General features: G+C 68.4%; 14 protein-coding genes and 1 pseudogene. 9 read left to right on the top strand and 6 right to left on the bottom strand.

Going from position 1 to position 16,113, the window contains the following annotated elements; all coding sequences use genetic code 11:
* The first annotated feature begins 1 nt into the window (after nucleotide 1).
* The gene (gene cobA / locus NVV32_RS12765; RefSeq protein ID WP_422390414.1) at nucleotides 2-1,108 is read left to right on the top strand and encodes a uroporphyrinogen-III C-methyltransferase; all 1,107 of its coding nucleotides are present in this window, start codon (nucleotides 2-4) and stop codon (nucleotides 1,106-1,108) included.
* A complete protein-coding gene (locus NVV32_RS12760; protein ID WP_422390413.1) occupies nucleotides 1,105-2,226 on the top strand; it encodes a uroporphyrinogen-III synthase in 1,122 nt (373 codons plus the stop codon). Before cobA ends, NVV32_RS12760 begins: the two co-directional genes overlap by 4 nt.
* A gap of 15 nt (nucleotides 2,227-2,241) precedes the next feature.
* Here NVV32_RS12760 and NVV32_RS12755 read toward each other — a convergent pair whose 3' ends face one another.
* The 3 genes from NVV32_RS12755 to NVV32_RS12745 are packed head-to-tail and all read right to left on the bottom strand — an operon-like array spanning nucleotide 2,242 to nucleotide 7,346.
* A complete protein-coding gene (locus NVV32_RS12755) occupies nucleotides 2,242-3,765 on the bottom strand; it encodes an FAD-dependent oxidoreductase (RefSeq protein WP_422390412.1) in 1,524 nt (507 codons plus the stop codon).
* Nucleotides 3,762-5,882, bottom strand: coding sequence for a molybdopterin oxidoreductase family protein (locus NVV32_RS12750; RefSeq protein WP_422392049.1), 2,121 nt, complete (start codon nucleotides 5,880-5,882; stop codon nucleotides 3,762-3,764). Before NVV32_RS12750 ends, NVV32_RS12755 begins: the two co-directional genes overlap by 4 nt.
* Before the next feature lie 60 nt (nucleotides 5,883-5,942).
* Nucleotides 5,943-7,346 (bottom strand): MFS transporter, encoded by a 1,404-nt coding sequence (locus NVV32_RS12745; RefSeq protein WP_422390411.1) that lies wholly within the window; start codon nucleotides 7,344-7,346, stop codon nucleotides 5,943-5,945.
* Nucleotides 7,347-7,620: 274 nt separating this feature from the next.
* Here NVV32_RS12745 and NVV32_RS12740 point away from each other — a divergent pair, with 274 nt between their 5' ends.
* The 3 genes and pseudogenes from NVV32_RS12740 to NVV32_RS12730 all read left to right on the top strand — a co-directional run.
* Nucleotides 7,621-7,758, top strand: a complete 138-nt coding sequence (locus NVV32_RS12740) for a hypothetical protein (protein WP_422390410.1) — start codon at nucleotides 7,621-7,623, stop codon at nucleotides 7,756-7,758.
* Between the two features lie 342 nt (nucleotides 7,759-8,100).
* Nucleotides 8,101-9,147, top strand: coding sequence for an NAD(P)-dependent alcohol dehydrogenase (locus tag NVV32_RS12735; protein WP_422390409.1), 1,047 nt, complete (start codon nucleotides 8,101-8,103; stop codon nucleotides 9,145-9,147).
* Between the two features lie 345 nt (nucleotides 9,148-9,492).
* A pseudogene (locus NVV32_RS12730) lies at nucleotides 9,493-9,831 on the top strand (VIT1/CCC1 transporter family protein); the annotation flags it as partial.
* Between the two features lie 393 nt (nucleotides 9,832-10,224).
* Here the strand turns inward: NVV32_RS12730 and NVV32_RS12725 are convergent.
* The gene (locus NVV32_RS12725; RefSeq protein WP_422390408.1) at nucleotides 10,225-10,500 is read right to left on the bottom strand and encodes a hypothetical protein; all 276 of its coding nucleotides are present in this window, start codon (nucleotides 10,498-10,500) and stop codon (nucleotides 10,225-10,227) included.
* A gap of 382 nt (nucleotides 10,501-10,882) precedes the next feature.
* Here NVV32_RS12725 and NVV32_RS12720 point away from each other — a divergent pair, with 382 nt between their 5' ends.
* The 4 genes from NVV32_RS12720 to NVV32_RS12705 all read left to right on the top strand — a co-directional run bounded on the left by NVV32_RS12720 (nucleotide 10,883) and on the right by NVV32_RS12705 (nucleotide 13,472).
* Entirely contained in the window at nucleotides 10,883-11,026 is a 144-nt protein-coding gene (locus NVV32_RS12720) for a hypothetical protein (protein ID WP_422390407.1), read from the top strand.
* 108 nt (nucleotides 11,027-11,134) lie between these two features.
* Nucleotides 11,135-12,541, top strand: a complete 1,407-nt coding sequence (locus tag NVV32_RS12715; protein ID WP_422392048.1) for a type IV secretory system conjugative DNA transfer family protein — start codon at nucleotides 11,135-11,137, stop codon at nucleotides 12,539-12,541.
* Between the two features lie 20 nt (nucleotides 12,542-12,561).
* A complete protein-coding gene (locus tag NVV32_RS12710) occupies nucleotides 12,562-12,933 on the top strand; it encodes a DUF4913 domain-containing protein (protein ID WP_422390406.1) in 372 nt (123 codons plus the stop codon).
* Nucleotides 12,934-13,253: 320 nt separating this feature from the next.
* Nucleotides 13,254-13,472 carry a DUF4913 domain-containing protein gene (locus tag NVV32_RS12705; RefSeq protein ID WP_422390405.1) on the top strand — a complete coding sequence of 73 codons (219 nt, stop codon included), beginning with the start codon at nucleotides 13,254-13,256 and terminating at the stop codon, nucleotides 13,470-13,472.
* Between the two features lie 66 nt (nucleotides 13,473-13,538).
* Here the strand turns inward: NVV32_RS12705 and NVV32_RS12700 are convergent, their stop codons facing one another.
* Nucleotides 13,539-13,724 (bottom strand): hypothetical protein, encoded by a 186-nt coding sequence (locus NVV32_RS12700; RefSeq protein WP_422392047.1) that lies wholly within the window; start codon nucleotides 13,722-13,724, stop codon nucleotides 13,539-13,541.
* Nucleotides 13,725-14,187: 463 nt separating this feature from the next.
* The gene (locus tag NVV32_RS12695; protein WP_422390404.1) at nucleotides 14,188-16,113 is read right to left on the bottom strand and encodes a glycoside hydrolase family 127 protein; all 1,926 of its coding nucleotides are present in this window, start codon (nucleotides 16,111-16,113) and stop codon (nucleotides 14,188-14,190) included.

Genomic DNA, 16,113 nt, shown 5'->3' with positions numbered 1-16,113 from the left:
CATGCAGCTCGAGGTCGATCTGGCAGGGCAGCGCGTCGTGGTCGTCGGGGCCGAGCAGGCCTCGCGCAGGGTCCTGGCGCGGTATCGCGCCGCCGGGGCCGACGTCGAGCGCGTGGGCGGTGCCGCGGCGCTCCAACGGGGCGCCCTGGCGGGCGCGCGCCTCGTCGTCCTCGTCGAGGGAGCGCACGGGGGCGGATGCACCCCCCGGGCCGCGGACGTTCCGTCCGTGGCTGCCGGATCGGGGCCGGCGGGACCGGACCGGACCGACGTCGCCGGGGATCTGCGTAACCGCTGCCGGCACGACGGTGTCCTGGTCGTCCGGGAGGAGGCCGCAGCCGTGGGACCCGGCCACGTGACACTGATCGGCGGCGGCCCGGGAGCGCTCGGCCTGCTCACGCTCGACGCCGCGGCCGCCCTCCGCGAGGCCGACGTCGTGCTGTACGACAGGCTGGCACCCACCGAGGACCTCGCCGTCCTCGCCCCGGCCGCGGAGCTGATCGACGTCGGCAAGCTGCCGGGGCACCACCGCGTCCCGCAGTCCGGCATCAACGACCTGCTCGTCCGGCACGCGCGGGAGGGGCGGCACGTGGTGAGGCTGAAGGGCGGGGACCCGTTCGTCTTCGGGCGCGGCAGCGAGGAGCTCGCTGCCTGCCTGGAGGCACGCGTCCCGTGCCGGGTGGTCCCCGGCGTCAGCTCCGCGATCTCGGTGCCGGCCGCGGCGGGCATCCCGGTCACGCACCGGGGCGTCAGCCACCTGTTCACGGTGGTCTCGGGCCACGCGCCCCTCTCCGAGGAGGAGCACCTGCACCTCGCCGGGCTCGGCGGGACCATCGTGGTCCTCATGGGCGTCTCGACGCTGCCCCAGCTGGTCGCGGGCCTCGGCCGCGCGGGGATGCGGCCGGACATGCCGGTCGCCGTCGTCGAGCGCGGCTACAGCGCGTCGCAGCGGACGACGGCGGGGACGCTCGCCACGATCGTGACCGCGGCGGGTGCCGCGCGCTGCCAGTCGCCGGCGGTGCTCGTGATCGGTGAGGTGGTGCGCGTGGGTCTGGAGCTGCAGGGCGGAGCGGCGTACCTGGCCCGCCTCACGGAATCGCTGGCCTCATGACCGAGACCCTCCGCGTCGACACGTCCGGCGGACAGCTCGCCGGGTTCCGGATCGGGGTCACGTCCGACCGACGCTCCGGCGACCTCATCGACGCCCTGGAACGGCGTGGGGCCTCCGTGTTCCACGCCCCCGCGCTGAAGATCGCGCCCATCGCCGAGGACGTCGACCTGCTCGCCGACACGGCCGCCATCGTCGAGGCCCGGCCCGATCTCTTCCTCATCACGACGGCGTACGGCATGCGCCGGTGGTTCGAGGCCGCGGACGCCGCGGGCCTCGGTGACGATCTCCTGGACGTGCTCGGGAGCGGCCGGATCTACGTCCGCGGCCCGAAGGCGCGGGGTGCGGTGCGCGCCGCAGGGCTCGACGACGTCGGCATCAGTTCCGACGAGACCACGGCGACGCTCGTGGACGAGCTGCTGGAGCAGGACCTCGCCGGGCTGACAATCGGCGTGCAGCTGCACGCCTACGCGGATGCGCATCAGCTGGAACGCCTGCGGTCAGCCGGCGCCGCCCTCCTCACCGTGACGCCCTACCGGTGGATCAAGCCCGAAGGATCCGAGCGGTTGCCCCGCCTCATCGAGGCCGTGTGTGCGGGCCGGCTGGACTGCGTGACGTTCACGAGTGCACCGGCCGTCGACGCGCTGTTCAGCACCGCCGCGGAACAGGGGCTGCAGGAGGAACTGATCCGGCGCTTCCGGCGGAGCGTCCTCGCCGCCGCCGTGGGCCCGGTCACCGCGCAGCCCCTGGTCGATGCGGGGATCGAGCCGATCGTCCCCGAGCGCTTTCGCATGGGCGCGCTGATCCGCCTCGTGTGCGACCACCTCGCGGAACACCACGTGGAGCAGCTCCGCACGCGCGCCGGATACGTGGAGGTGCGCGGCCGGTCCGTGCGGGTCGACGACGTCGAGGTGGACCTCGCCCCCGCGCAGCTGGTGCTGTTCAAGGCGCTGCTCTCCGCCCGCGGCGCGGTGCTGAGCCGGGACGCGCTCACCTCCCTGCTCGCGCACACCGGGGCCGGGCACGCACTGGACATGAACGTGAACCGCCTGCGGAAGTCGCTGCCCGACCCGCACCTCGTCGAGACGGTGGTCAAGCGCGGGTACCGGCTGCACGTCTGAGCTCCCGTTGCCCGCTCACGGGGCCACCGCCGCCGCGTAATGCTGCTCGATTGCCGACCGGATGTCCTCGTGGCAGCCTCTGCACCCGGTGCCGGCACGCGTCCCCGCGGACACCTCCTGTACCGTCGTGCAGCCAGCGCGGACGGAGGCCTCCACCGTGCCCCGCGTGATGCCGGCGCACCGGCACAGCGTCGCCTCCGGTCCCGGACGGAGGGCCGGTGCCCCTCCCTCCACACCGTCGAGGCGCAGGAGGCTCGAGCGGTCGGCCGGCAGTTCGCTGCCCCGCTCGAAGAGCAGCACCAGTTCGGCGCCGGTCCGCGGCATGCCCACGCAGACCAGTCCCGTGAGGACGCCGTCGCGCGTCACCATCTTCGCGTAGCGGCCGTGGCCCGGGTCGGTCCATACGGCGACGTCGAGGCCGGGCTCCGTGGACCAGGGATCGGCGTCGGTCTCCCCGGCGGTCACGGCGTCGACACCGCGGGCCTTGAGGAGCAGGAGGGGGTCCCGCCGATCGGGCGGCCCGGCGGCGGCGGACGGGAGGGCGCCGGTGAGCTCGGCGGTGAAGGCCGCCCCGAGCTGGTCCGCCTGCTGCCAGCCCGGCCCGATCAGCCCCTGCGGCACGGTGGTTCCGGAGCACCCCGCGCAGGAGGGATCCCAGCAGCGCACCTCGGCGCAGTCGCCGATGGCCCAGATGTCCCGGGTGTCGAGCGCGCGGAGGTCGTGGTCCACGAGGATGCCGGCGGCGGTGTTGAGGTCGCAGCCGTCCGCGAGCTCGGTCCGCGGACGGACACCGCAGGCGATCACCAGCGCCCCGCCCTCGACCTGCAGGCCGCCCTCGAGGGTGAGGCCCGAGAAACGCCCGTCCGTCAGGGTGATCCCCGTCGAGGCACCGCCCGTCACAGTGATACCGGTCCGGGCGAGCGCCGCTCCGAGGACGCGGGCGCCGTCGCCGAGATGGCGTTCCAGCGGAGCGCGGCCGGAGTGGACGAGCGTGACGCGTGCTCCCTCCTCGGCGGCGGCGAGGGCGGCCTCGATGCCGAGGATCCCGCCGCCGAGCACCACGATGCGCCGGTCCGCGGCCATGGCCGAGGAGAGCGCCCGCGCGTCGGCGAGATCCCGGAGGAAGCTGACACCGACAGGCAGCAGAGCGTCGTCGATCCCGGCGAGCCGGGGGAGGACGGGGCGCGAGCCGGTCGCGAGGACCAGGCGGTCGTAGTCGACGCTCCCACCGTCGTCGAGCAGCACGCGCCGGAACGGCCGGTCCACCCGGGTGACGCGCGCACCGAGCCGGACGTCGATGCCGAGGGTGGCCAGGGCCGCGGCGTCCGCGAGCCGGATGGCCCCCTCCCGCGTGCGGCCGACGGCGACATCCGCGACCAGGACGCGGTTGTATGCCGCCTCCGGCTCCTGGCCGATCACGGTCACCGCGACGGTGCCCGCGGCGACGAGGTGTTCGAGGTGTTCGAGAAGGCGTGCGGCGACGGGCCCGAAGCCCACGATCACGATGCGCTCGGCAGCGGTTCCGCCCGTGGCCGTCATGCGTACACCTCCTGTACCTGATCGTCCCCCTGGGCGCGCGCGAGGAGGCGGGTCACCCGTACCGGCGTCGTCTTGAACTCCGGCATGCCCGAGACCGGGTCGGTCGGCCCGCCCGTCAGGAGGTTCGCGCTCCCGGCGCCGGAGAAGTGGAAGGCGAGGAACACCGTGTCCTGGCGGATGTCCGGGGTCAGGTGGGCGGCGGCCTGCGCCTCCCCGTGCGTGCTGGTGACGAGGACGGGGTCTCCCTGGCCGATCCCGAGCCCCTGCGCCGTGGCGGGGTGCAGGTCCAGGCGGGGCCCTGGCCGGGCGGCGAGCAGCTCGGGCACGCGGCGCGTCTGCGTACCCGACTGGTAGTGCTCGAGCAGGCGGCCCGTCGCGAGGAGCAGGGGCGCCGGGATGCGGGCCGCCGCACTGTCGGCGCGCGGGGTGACGGGGACGAGGACGGCCCGGCCGTCGGAGTGGGCGAAGGTGTCGAGGAAGAGCCGGGGCGTGCCGGTGCTGCCGGTCGGATAGGGCCAGTAGGCGGGGGAGCCGCCGTCGAGCACGGCGTAGTCGAGGCCGGAGTAGTCGGCAGGGCCGCCGGCACTCGCGCGCGCCAGCTCGTCGAACATGGTCTCCGGGTCCTCGCTGAACACCGAGGGGGCCTCCAGCAGGCGCGCGAGTTCCTGCACGATCCACAGCTCGCTCCGGGCGTCGGACGGCGGCGTGACGGCGGCGCGGCGGCGGAGGACGCGTCCCTCGAGGTTCGTCACGGTGCCCTCCTCCTCGGCCCACTGCAGCACCGGGAGCACGACGTCGGCGAGGGCAGCGGTCTCGGAGAGGAAGAAGTCCGAGACGACCAGCAGGTCCAGGGACTCCAGGCCCGCGATGACCGCGGAGGCGTCGGGTGCCGAGACCGCCACGTTGGCTCCGTGGACGAAGAGGCAGCGCGTGCCGTCGGGTCGCCCCAGCGAGGCGAGCAGCTCGACCGCCGGAAGTCCCGGTCCGGGGATGGCGTCCTCGGGCACGCCCCACACGGATGCCACGTGCGCGCGGGCCGCGGGGTCGGTGATCCTGCGGTAGCCCGGCAGCTGGTCCGCCTTCTGTCCGTGCTCGCGGCCGCCCTGCCCGTTGCCCTGACCCGTCAGGGTGCCGTACCCGCTTCCCGCGGTGCCGGGCAGGCCGAGGAGCAGCGCCAGGTTGATCGCGGCCGTGGTGGTGTCCGTGCCGTCGGCGTGCTGCTCGATGCCGCGCCCCGTGAGGATGTACGCACCGGGTCCGCCGGCCGTCCCGCTGCGGGCGCCGCGGGCGAGGAGCCTCGCCGTCGCGCGGATCAGCGGGGCCGGGACGCCGGTGACGGCCTGGACGCGCTCGGGCCACCAGCGCGCCATTTCCCGGGCGACGTCCCCGTACCCCCGCGTCCGGGACGCGAGGAAGGCGCGGTCCTCGAGACCCTCGGCGACGACGACGTGCGCGAGCCCGAGCAGGAGCGCGAGATCCGTCCCCGGGGTGGGCTGGAGGTGGAGGCCCTGCCCCTGTCCGGTCAGGCGTGCGGTGGCGGACCGGCGGGGGTCGACGACGATCAGTCCGCCCGCCGCCTGTGCGCCGCGGAGGTGCTGGATGAAGGGCGGCATGGTGTCCGCCGCATTGGATCCGAGCAGCAGCACCACCGACGCGTCGTCGAGGTCGGCCAGGGGGAACGGCAGGCCGCGGTCGACGCCGAAGGCACGGTTCCCGGCGGCTGCCGCGGAGGACATGCAGAATCGACCGTTGTAGTCGATCCTCGAGGTGCGAAGGGCCAGCCGCGCGAACTTGCCGAGGGTGTACGCCTTCTCGTTGGTGAGCCCGCCGCCGCCGAAGACCGCGACGGCATCCTGGCCGTGCTCGGCCTGGATGCTCCGGACGCGTCGGGAGACGAGGGGGAGCACGGTGTCCCACGTCGATTCCCGGAGCACGCCGTCCGGTCCACGCAGCAGGGGAGCGGTGAGCCGGTCCGGGTGGCGGAGGAGGTCGGCGGCCGACCAGCCCTTCCGGCAGAGCCCGCCGCGGTTGGTGGGGAAGTCGCGGCCCGCGATCGTGGCGTCGTCGTGCCGTCCGGTGTCCCCGCGGACGCTCCCGGAGCCCGCCGTGACCGTCATGGCGCACTGGAGTGCGCAGTAGGGGCAGTGCGTCTCGGTTCCCACCTGGGCCGGCACGGATCAGACCTTGCCGACCGTGGACGAGCGGCGGAGGTAGAAGAACCAGGTGACGGCGAGCATCAGGACGTAGCCGGCCACGAAGCCGTAGAAGGCGTTGTCATAGCTGCCGGTCGCACTGTTCGACGCGTTGAGCACCTGGGGGATCAGGAAGCCGCCGTAGGCACCGACGGCGGAGATGAGGCCGAGGGCCGCGGCTGACGTCCGGGCGGTACTGACCGACTCACGGACCTCCCCTGCCTGTCCCGCTGCGCCGCGCCGGGCGAAGATGATCGGGATCATCCGGTACGTGGCACCGTTGCCGGCGCCGGCCGCCGTGAAGAGGACCAGGAAGAGGCCGAGGAAGAGCCAGAAGTTGCCCAGGGGCAGCGTCCAGACCACGGTGAGGGCGATGGCCGCCATCACGGCGAAGGCGCACACCGTGATGATCGCACCGCCGAAGCGGTCCGCGAGACGCCCCCCGAACGGGCGGGCGAGCGAGCCGACCAGCGGGCCCAGGAAGGCCAGGGTGAGGCTGATCCCCAGCATGTCGATGGTCCTGAAGGCCGGGAAGGAATCGGCGATCAGCTTCGGGAAGACGCCCGCGAAGCCGATGAACGAGCCGAACGTCCCGATGTAGAGGAGCGCCATGATCCAGAGGTGCGGCTCGCGGACCGCCGCGAGGGATCCGGCGAGGTCGCTCCTGGCGCTCGACAGGTTGTCCATGTACTTCCAGGCGCCGAACGCGGCGACCAGGATCAGCGGGACCCAGACCCACCCGGCGAGGGGGATGCCCAGGGAGAAGGCCGCTCCGAGGCCGATCACGACGGGGACCACGAACTGCGCGACGGCGGCACCGAGGTTGCCGCCCGCGGCATTCAGCCCGAGCGCCCAGCCCTTCTCGCGGGCAGGGTAGAAGAAGGTGATGTTCGCCATCGAACTGGCGAAGTTGCCGCCACCGAGACCGGCGAGGGCGGCGACGGCGAGCATCACGCCGAACGGCGTCTCCGGGTTCGAGACGCACAGGGCCAGTCCGACGGCCGGGATGAGCAGGAGCAGGGCCGAGATGATGGTCCAGTTGCGTCCGCCGAATCTCGGCACCATGAAGGTGTAGGGGATGCGCAGCGTCGCACCGACGAGGGACGGCATGGAGATCAGCCAGAAGATCTGCGACGTCGTGAAGGTGAAGCCCGCCGCCGGCAGGTAGACGACGACGATGGACCAGAGCTGCCAGACCACGAAACCGAGGAACTCGCAGGCGATGGACCACTGCAGGTTGCGTCTCGCGATGGACCTGCCGACGCCGTTCCACTGCGCGGTGTCCTCGGCATCCCAGCCGTCGATCCAGCGGCCGGGGCGATGGGTCAGCGCGGTGACGCCCGATGGTGGTGGGGCAAGGGTGGGGGATGCTGCCTCGTCGATGCTCACGGAGTCCTCCAGGGATGGTGTTCGAGCGTTTCCCCGAGGCTAGTGAGGCCGCGTTTCAGGTCTTGGCGCGCTGCGTGAACGACTCGTGACGATCACCTATCCGCGGCGCAGGTGCATCGTGAGAAGTTCCGGCGCGGTCCTCCTCCGGCGTCGACCCGTGTGCCGTGCCGGCCGGCTGGAGGCACCGGGGCCGGCAGCCGCTGGACGCGAAGAAGCAGGATCAGGGGTCTTGTCCTCGATGAGCCGTGCCGACCGGATTTAGGAGGGTGCGGCCGTGAGGAAGGAGTGCCTGTCGCAGGTCAAGAACCTGCTGGCGGGCCTGAACGCCCTCGGTGAGCACGGGCCGTTCGGCCAGCGGACTCCGAAGCAGCTCCCGCTCACCTCGTCCTGCATGCTTGTGGCGTGCGGTTGAGCGTCTCAAGCCACTCGACGATGGCGGCGCGCGCAATCAGTAGCGCTGGATTCGGTAAGATCGACTGTCGAGCATCGACCGCCGACGAATCCGCTACGACGAACAGATCGGCTACTACGTAGGGATCGCTGATCAGGCACTGTCGAAGAGGTGCCGATCGTGGGGCCTCAGACGATGCGCTGGCGGTCACCCGGCGTCAACAGGGTCCACCCCGCGTCCTGTGTACCTCGAGGCCGCGGTCACCATCGACCGACACCAACACGCCAGCTGTCGTGAATACGCACTGATGCCTCATCTGTACGCCCACAGCCTGCCCACACCCCGCCCTTTTCAAGGAGAATCATGCGCACCGTCAACGCCGTCGCGGCACCGTCCGCCACCGAACCACTGATCAGGACCACCATCGAGCGCCGCGACGTCGGCCCCAAGGACGTCCTGATCGACATCGCCTACTCCGGCGTCTGCCATTCCGACATCCACACCGTGCGCGGCGAGTGGGGCGACATCCAGTACCCCCAGGTCGTCGGCCATGAGATCGTCGGCACCGTGAGCGAGATCGGCTCCGAGGTCACCAAACACAAGGTCGGCGACCGCGTCGGCGTGGGCTGCATGGTCAACTCCTGTGGCGAGTGCGAATACTGCGTCCGCGGCGACGAGCAGTACTGCAGCAAGGGCAACATCCAGACGTACGGCGGCGTCGATCCCGCCGACGGCACCATCACCCAGGGCGGCTACTCGCAGGCCGTCGTCGTCACCGAGGACTTCGTACTCCGCGTCCCCGAGAGCCTCGACTTCGAGAAGGTCGCCCCGCTGCTCTGCGCAGGGATCACGCTCTACTCGCCGCTGCACCACTGGAAGGCCGGCCCGGACACGAAGGTGGCCATCGTGGGCCTCGGCGGTCTCGGTCACATGGGCGTGAAGATCGCCGCTGCCCTCGGCGCCGAGGTCACGGTGCTCTCGCAGACGACCTCCAAAAAGGAGGACTCCCTGCGGTTCGGCGCGAAGGCCCACTACGCCACGAAGGAGCCGGAGACCTTCACGGAGCTCGCCAACTCGTTCGACCTGATCATCAATACGGTCTCGGCGAAGGTGGACATGGGTGCCTACCTCGGCCTCCTCAAGGTCGACGGGACCCTCGTGAACGTGGGCGCTCCTTCCGAGCCCCTCGGTGTCCCCGCATTCGCCCTGATCCCGGGCCGCCGCAGCTGGGCAGGTTCGATGATCGGCGGAATCCGCGAGACGCAGGAGATGCTCGACTTCTGCGCTGAGCACGGCATTCACCCCGAGACGGAGCTCATCGGCGCCGACGGGATCAACGACGCCTACGAGCGTGTGCTGAACTCTGACGTCCGCTACCGCTTCGTCATCGACGCCGCCACTTTCGCCTGACGCGTGCGAAGGAGGAACGGGTCACCTTCACCCCCCCCGGTGAAGGTGACCCGTTCCGCCACCACACCCGCGGGGCTGATACCCCCACGGATGACGACCACTCCAGACGGCGAAACCTATCGCTGCGCCCGTCAACTCTCGGCAGCGTCGACCTGCCTGATGAGGAAGCGGACACTTCAGCCAGGGACGGAGTGGTGTGCGCGGGTAGAACTGCCGGCGAAACCTTCTGGGGCATGACTGCCCGACAGCCCGTTCCGGAGGGTCAAGGCACGCCGGCTGCGGTGCCGGTCCTAGGTGACCCGTTCCTGCGTGGCTGGATCCGGACGTCGGGTGTTGACTGCTTCCATGACAGATGAACAGGGTCTGGTAGAGCCCCATGACAGTGGTGTTGCGGCACGGTTGAACTGGCTGCGGGCTGCCGTGCTGGGAGCCAACGACGGGATCGTGTCCACAGCGGCCACGATGATCGGAGTCGCCGGCGTGACGAACATCCTCGCGCCGATCCTGGTCGCCGGCACCGCCGCGGTGGTGGGCGGCTCCGTCTCGATGGCCCTCGGCGAGTACGTATCGGTCAGTAGCCAGAAGGACAGCCAGGAAGCCCTGATCGAGAAGGAGAGGCAGGAGCTGCGGGAGGATCCCGACGGTGAGCTCGACGAGCTGGCCGGATTGCACCCTCGAGAAGGCCCGCAAGGCCGAACGGGAGCAAGCCGAAGGGCGGCACTGGTGCGCTTCGCATCGGCGTCACCGCGACGGTCGAGAGCCCTGACCAGCTGCAGGCTGTCGAGGCGAAGATCATGCGGAACGCCGCTACGGGCGTCGGAGGGATCAACCCTCTCGACGCCGGCCCGCTCTGGCGGGAGCTCGAGCGTCTTCCGGCTTCGATGCAGCGGCAGATGCGCGCCGAGATCCACGCCCGGCGCCTGATGACCCTCACCGGACTCATCGAACTGGTGTTCAAGGAACCGCTGGATGCGAAGAAGCAGGAACAGACTGTGCTGTCCATGGCGATCGCCATGGCAGCCGAAAAAGCGGAAGCTGAGGACCGGCAACCTTTGGTCGGCGACGTCGTCGACGCCATCAAGTCCGCGCCACCGCAGATCCAGTCGGCTCAAGAACTTCCTGGCCGGCCTGAACGCCCTCGGCGAGCACGGCCCGTTCGGCGACGTGTTCTGCCAGCACACCACCAAGGAAATAGAGATCGACGCCTCCGTTGACTTCGACATTTCCCTCATCGACGAGTCGCAGCTGACGCTCCGCGCCGCGGTGCAGACAGTGTGCTGGTCCTACGGTCAGGCCGGCATTTCGGCCGCTAAAACCCTGGCCGATGCCGGGCTGATGGAGGAACGCCATCACCTGATGATCATGGACGAGCTATGGCAGTCCCTGCGCGCGAGCGAACTGCTGGTGCACCAGATCGACTCCATCACCCGCCTGAACCGAACCAAGGGCCTGGGGCAGCTGATGATCACGCACTCCATGAAGGACCTGCAGCTGTCCACGGACGAGCTGACGAAAATCGCCACCGGCTTCGTGGAACGCTCATCCGTGAAGATCCTCGGCGGGCTCGCGCAGAACGAGATGGACCTGCTGGAAACGGTGTTTCCCGTCTCGGAGCGGGAGAAGGCGATGCTGGTCGGCTGGTCGGCCGAAGGGTCGATGAACCCGAACACCAATCAGGTCTCCCCGCCCCCCGGACGTGGACCGAGGAAAACGGCTCCGTCATCGCCTCTCGTTCGTGGTCCTCGCTGCGTTCGCCGCGGTCGCCCTCATCCACCTTGCCGACGCGTTCACACCGGTTCCCACCGACCTGTCATGGAACCCGATCACCCTCGTCAGCGGCCTTGCCACCGGGGATCCGTGGCCGGCGGCCGCGAGCTAGCTGCTCGGCGCCGAAGCGGTCGTGGTCATCGCTGCCTTTGCGAGGTGGAGGACCCGCCCGGTGTCACGAAGCGCGGAGGCATCCCGGCATATGAGTCCCGGCGTGGAGATGCGCCCGGCGATGCTCGATGCCCGCCTCACCGAAGCCGCCCCACTGCACCCGACCGCCGACAGCATTGGCCCGGGCCTGACCATTGGGTACACCGGCGACACCGGCACCAAAGCAGTCATCCAAGGCTGGCGGGAGTGCTCCACCCACGTCTGGGGAACCGGGCGAAGCAAGACCACCACGCAGGTTATCCGTCACGCCACCGAAGCGCCCGGCGCGTACATCATGACCAGCAACAAGGTCGACGGCGTCGCCGAGGTCCTGGCCGCCCGCACAACAATGGGAACCGAGACCGGAATGGTGTGGTTGTTCGATCCGCAGCGGATCTGGCGCGACAGCCACCGGCCGGCCATGATCTTCAACCCGCTCACGGTCGTCACGGATACGGTGAGCGCAGGCGAGGTCGCGTCCATCTTTGAAACCTCTTCCGCTCCCAGTGCCGGCCAGGGGAAGGGGGACGCCCAGTTCGACTCGCAGGGAGGTGATTTCCTCGCCTGGTGCCTCCTCGCCGCCGCCAAAAGTGACGGCACGATGAAGGAGGTCCTGCGATGGGTGTCCTCGGCGGACTTCATGGAACCCGCCGAGCTCCTCGAACGGGCCGGGCATGCGGGCCCGGCGTCGGCATTGAAAGGTATGAGTGGACAGCCGGAGGACACCCGTGGCTCTGTGGCCGCCAGTGCGCAGCGCATGGCCTCAGCGTTGGTGCACGACGAGCTCGTGGCGTGGTCGACGCCGACTCCGGGCGTCCCAGTGTTTGATCCGGCCCGGTTTGTGACCGGCAAGGACACGCTGATCCTGCTCTCGCAGGACTCCGCGGGTTCTGGCGCTGCGTTCGTGTCCACGTTGGTCTACGCGGTGTTCACGGCCGCACAGCAGGCCGCCCGCCGCGCCGGCGGTCGCCTTCCGGTGCCGCTCGTGGCTGACCTGGATGAGGTCGGGAACGTCGTCAAACTCAAGCAGCTCCCCGAGTGGTACTCGTTCTTCGGTTCCATGGGCATCGTTGTCAGCGCCTACTTCCAGACCCGCGGGCAGGGCATGGCCATGCTCGAACGCACCGGGTGGGACACCCTCTGGCCCGCGGCCGCCATCAAGGTCTACGGCGGCGGGTCCGACGACACACAGTTTCTCGAGTCGCTGTCCAAGACGATCGGCCAGTATGACGCGAAGGTTCGCAGCTCCTCGACCTCGAGAAACGGATCTTCCCGGTCCGTGCAGACCCAGCGCCGCGACATCATGTCCGTCTCCCAGCTCTCCGAGCTTCCGACCAACCGAGCATGGGTGAAGACCTCCAACAGAGGCGGAACCATCGTCCGCACCGTCCCCTGGTTCCGAGACAAAACGATCAACACCCGCATCGGGGAGACAGTCGACCGTATCAAGGGTCAAAAGACAGGGATGCCGTCATGACGGGAACTACAAACACGACCGTGAGTGGTACCGAACCTAACGGTCAGGGCGAGGGGGCAGAGCTCACTTATACCCCGGAGGATCTCGTGGACTGGGTGGAAAGCCTCGTAGCAGTACTCGAGTCCGTGGATCGGTCGCAAAACCAGTACTGGTGCTCCCAGTGGTGGAACCACCCAGAAGCCGTCGACCGGTTCAGGGGGTTGTACGAGCAGTGGTTGGAGGCTCAGGCAAACGGCGGCATGTCGTCGTGGTGGATTGACCACTTTGACCGCCACGCGACAGTCCTCTTCGCCAAGCGAGGCCCGTTCGAGGAATGCGGAACAACGCACGTCCGAACGACCGCCCGGCGCATTCTTGCTACCGAGCAGCCGCCTCACAACTGGTCCTGGTAGCTCCACGCTTCCGCCTGACAGTCCTGCTGCCGTGGCCGGCGGTAACCGCTGGTCAGCCATGGTGAAGGAGTAGCCCAGTGGATTTACACGCCCCTTTCAAAGCAGAGGGCTCTGGCCGATGATGTGTTTCCCGGCGAGGAGCTCGAACCCGTTAGCGTCCCCCGAGCTCAGGGACCGCGCACCCGGCACCGGAAATGGTCTTCGACAACCTCGAGGAGTTTGTGACGCAGTTTCTGATGCATCAGTATCAGCGGCCGGTCTTGTCTCATGGTCGTGCGGAGTTCACCTAGTGCGCCAGCTGGTGGTGGCACAAGGAAGAGGTGAACCGCCTCAACGCGCTCTGGCGTGCATGGGAAGCACTACGTACCGACGAGACCACAGGGCTAGCGAATTGGTGGAACAGCTACGCCGACCCAAGCAGGGCCTTCCTCTTCTATGGCACCGAACCTTTCCAGGGCTGTACGCCGCTGGAGCACAAACCTGCGGACAAACCGCTGCCGCTCGTTCCGGCACCAGACGGTCTGTACTCGGGCTTGTAAGCGAAACAAACGAGCTGAAAGACCCAGGGTCGTACCTGATTGTGCGGGAGAGGTGCTGTGTCAGTATCAGGGTTTGCGTGCTGACACTACTGGTTTGATTTTAGGATCGGGTTCCTCGTCGTCCGCTGTTGACCTTAATTGTCGAGCCACGAGAGCTCTGGCGGCTTCGTTCGGTACGTACCCGGTGGTCGTTATGGCTTCTTGAACTCGTCGGCCGGTAGCTTCGCTGACGTGGGGACGGTTGTTGACCACTCGTGACACCGTCTGGTGACTGACACCCGCCAATCGGGCGACGTCGTACAGTGTGGGCCCATCACAAGTAATGCTTTCCGCCACTGATATCGTCCTTCGTTACCGGTTTTTCCAGCCCTAGTGAAGGGACTGTGGTTGAACTTTCCGAGCGAGGGCAGGGCGCTTGCGTCGGCCCACGCGCGATTACGGGTCCATGATCAGGCGCCCATCATTCAGTAGATGATCCCGCCAAGTGTTGGTGACGACCGGGCGTATTGAGATATCGCCTCGATAGCCTGCGTCCGAGGAACGGTATGACTGTGGAGGCTGTCATCGGGGATCCTGACTGATGGCTGGTTCTCCCGGTCGGGCAGGAGGCTACCGTTGCTGCTCAACGAATCATGTGGAGGAAGGGTGGCTAGGTTCTGCTGGTGGGCCTCCTCTACCGGCAACGCCGGCAGTCTCTCGCGGTGTGGCTCATCTATCACGGGTTGTTGATCGTGCGGAGCCAGATCCTCATGGTGACGGGCCCCTGGTTGCCCCAGTGGTGGTAGGGGGTGAGGGCCGCAGTGATTGGTCGTCGGGGTCGGCTTAGTTCAGTGGCAGCTGCTTTGTATGGCCATGACGGTGCGAGATTCTCCTCCAGCCAGCCTTTGACGATGATGCGGTCGCCCTCCACGTCGAGTTGCGTTCGGGGGTTCAGGATGAAGTCGTCGACGTGGTGTTCGGGTGGCAGCGCTGCTGATTCGATGCAGTAGACACGGGGGCCGTACTCGACGGCAAGCGCTCCTCTGATGGCGTCGACGCGATCGTGCCCTCGGATAAGGCGCGGGATGAGGGGCAGTCGGATGTGGATCACGTCTCCGGCGGTGAATGCCCGGGTGATGGTGAAGTAGCCGGCCTGTACTTCTTCCTGCTCGCTGTTGACACCGACGGTGGCGCCCTCGGCCCAGTCCGGGATACGGACAGACAGCGACCAAGGCTCGGTACCGGATTCGGTGATGACGATCGCGATGTTCCCGTCATGGGGGTAGCGGGTGTTGACGGTGAGCCGGACGCGCTCGTCACCGCGCAGGTCGGCGTTGATGTCGGTGTTGGCGAACTGGTGGATCTGGATGCCGTCGTCGTGGGCTGTGGCGAGGTAGGTGGCCAGTGAGGCGAAAGTCCGTGCGATGTTGTTCGGGCAACAGGCGACGTCGAACCATGCGGCGCGCTGACTGGAATCGGCGCGCTTGCTCTGTTCGAGTGGCCCGGTGGCAACGCCGGGCGTTTTGCGGTGCAGGGTGTTGGAGTAGAAGAACGACTGGCCATCGTCGGAGGTGGATGTTGCAACGATGTTGAAGAGTGTGCGTTCGATGAGATCTGCGTAGCGTGCTTTGCCTGTCGCGAGGAGCAGGCGCCAGCTGAGCATGACGGATGCCACACCCGCGCAGCTTTCGCAGTAGGCGCGATCGTTGGGAAGGACGTAGTCGTCGCCGAAGGCTTCGTCCTGGTGGTGGGAGCCCATTCCGCCGGTGATGTAGGTGCGCTTGGCGACGGTGTTCTCCCACTGCGTCTCGATGATGCCGAGCAGGTGCCGGTCTTCTGTGTCGACGGCGAGGTCGACGACGGCAGCGGCAAGATAGAGCGCGCGAACAGCATGGCCGCGGAAGACGGTGGCATCTCGGACGGGGATGTCGTCCTGGTAGTAGGAGCGGCCCCATTCGATGTCTTTCAACGTTCCGCGTCCCCGTCGTTCGATGAACAGGCTTGCCTGGTTCCGGTACTTCGTCACACCGGTTGCGCGGGAGAACTCCATGAGGCCGAGCTCGATCTCGGGGTGTCCGCAGACGGATTGGATGCCGTTGGGTCCGAACGTTTCACAGACGTGGTCGGCGACGCGGCGTGCCATGGCGACGAATTCGTCCTCGCCGTGAGTGCGGAGTCGGGCGACGGCGGCCTGCAGGAGGTGTCCGTAGTTGTAGAGTTCGTGGCCCCATTCGAGGTCGCTGTAGCGGGGCTGTTGTTCTGGTCGGCCGAAGTTGGTGTTCAGGTATCCGTCGTCGTCTTGGGCTGCGACCAATCGCTCGGTGACTGAAGTGATGACCTGCTCCAGGTGCTGACTGAGATTGGTTTCGCTTTCCCAGCAGTATGCCTCGATGAGCTTGTAGATCTCGGAGTCGGCGAATTCACGTCCGGTTCTCTCCTGGGGGAGGGTCCCCGCGACTGCGCGGTCGAAGTTCGGCAGCCAGCCGGCTCGTTCGAGCCATCCCAGGCAGTGCGGGAGGGTGTTCTCGGCGTTGACGCGGGCCCGCTGCCCCCAAAATCCTGTCGGCCGGAGTTGCACTTCGCTCAGGCCGAGAGGCCGCAGGAGTGTGTGAAGAGGGGATACCGGGCGTGGGTCGTGCTGCGTCAGGGCGGTGGAAGGCAT

This window comes from Arthrobacter sp. N1, assembly GCF_048288285.1.
Classification (GTDB): domain Bacteria; phylum Actinomycetota; class Actinomycetes; order Actinomycetales; family Micrococcaceae; genus Arthrobacter_D.
Note: the sequence above shows the minus strand (reverse complement) of the source record. Positions and strands in the feature narration are given on the sequence as shown.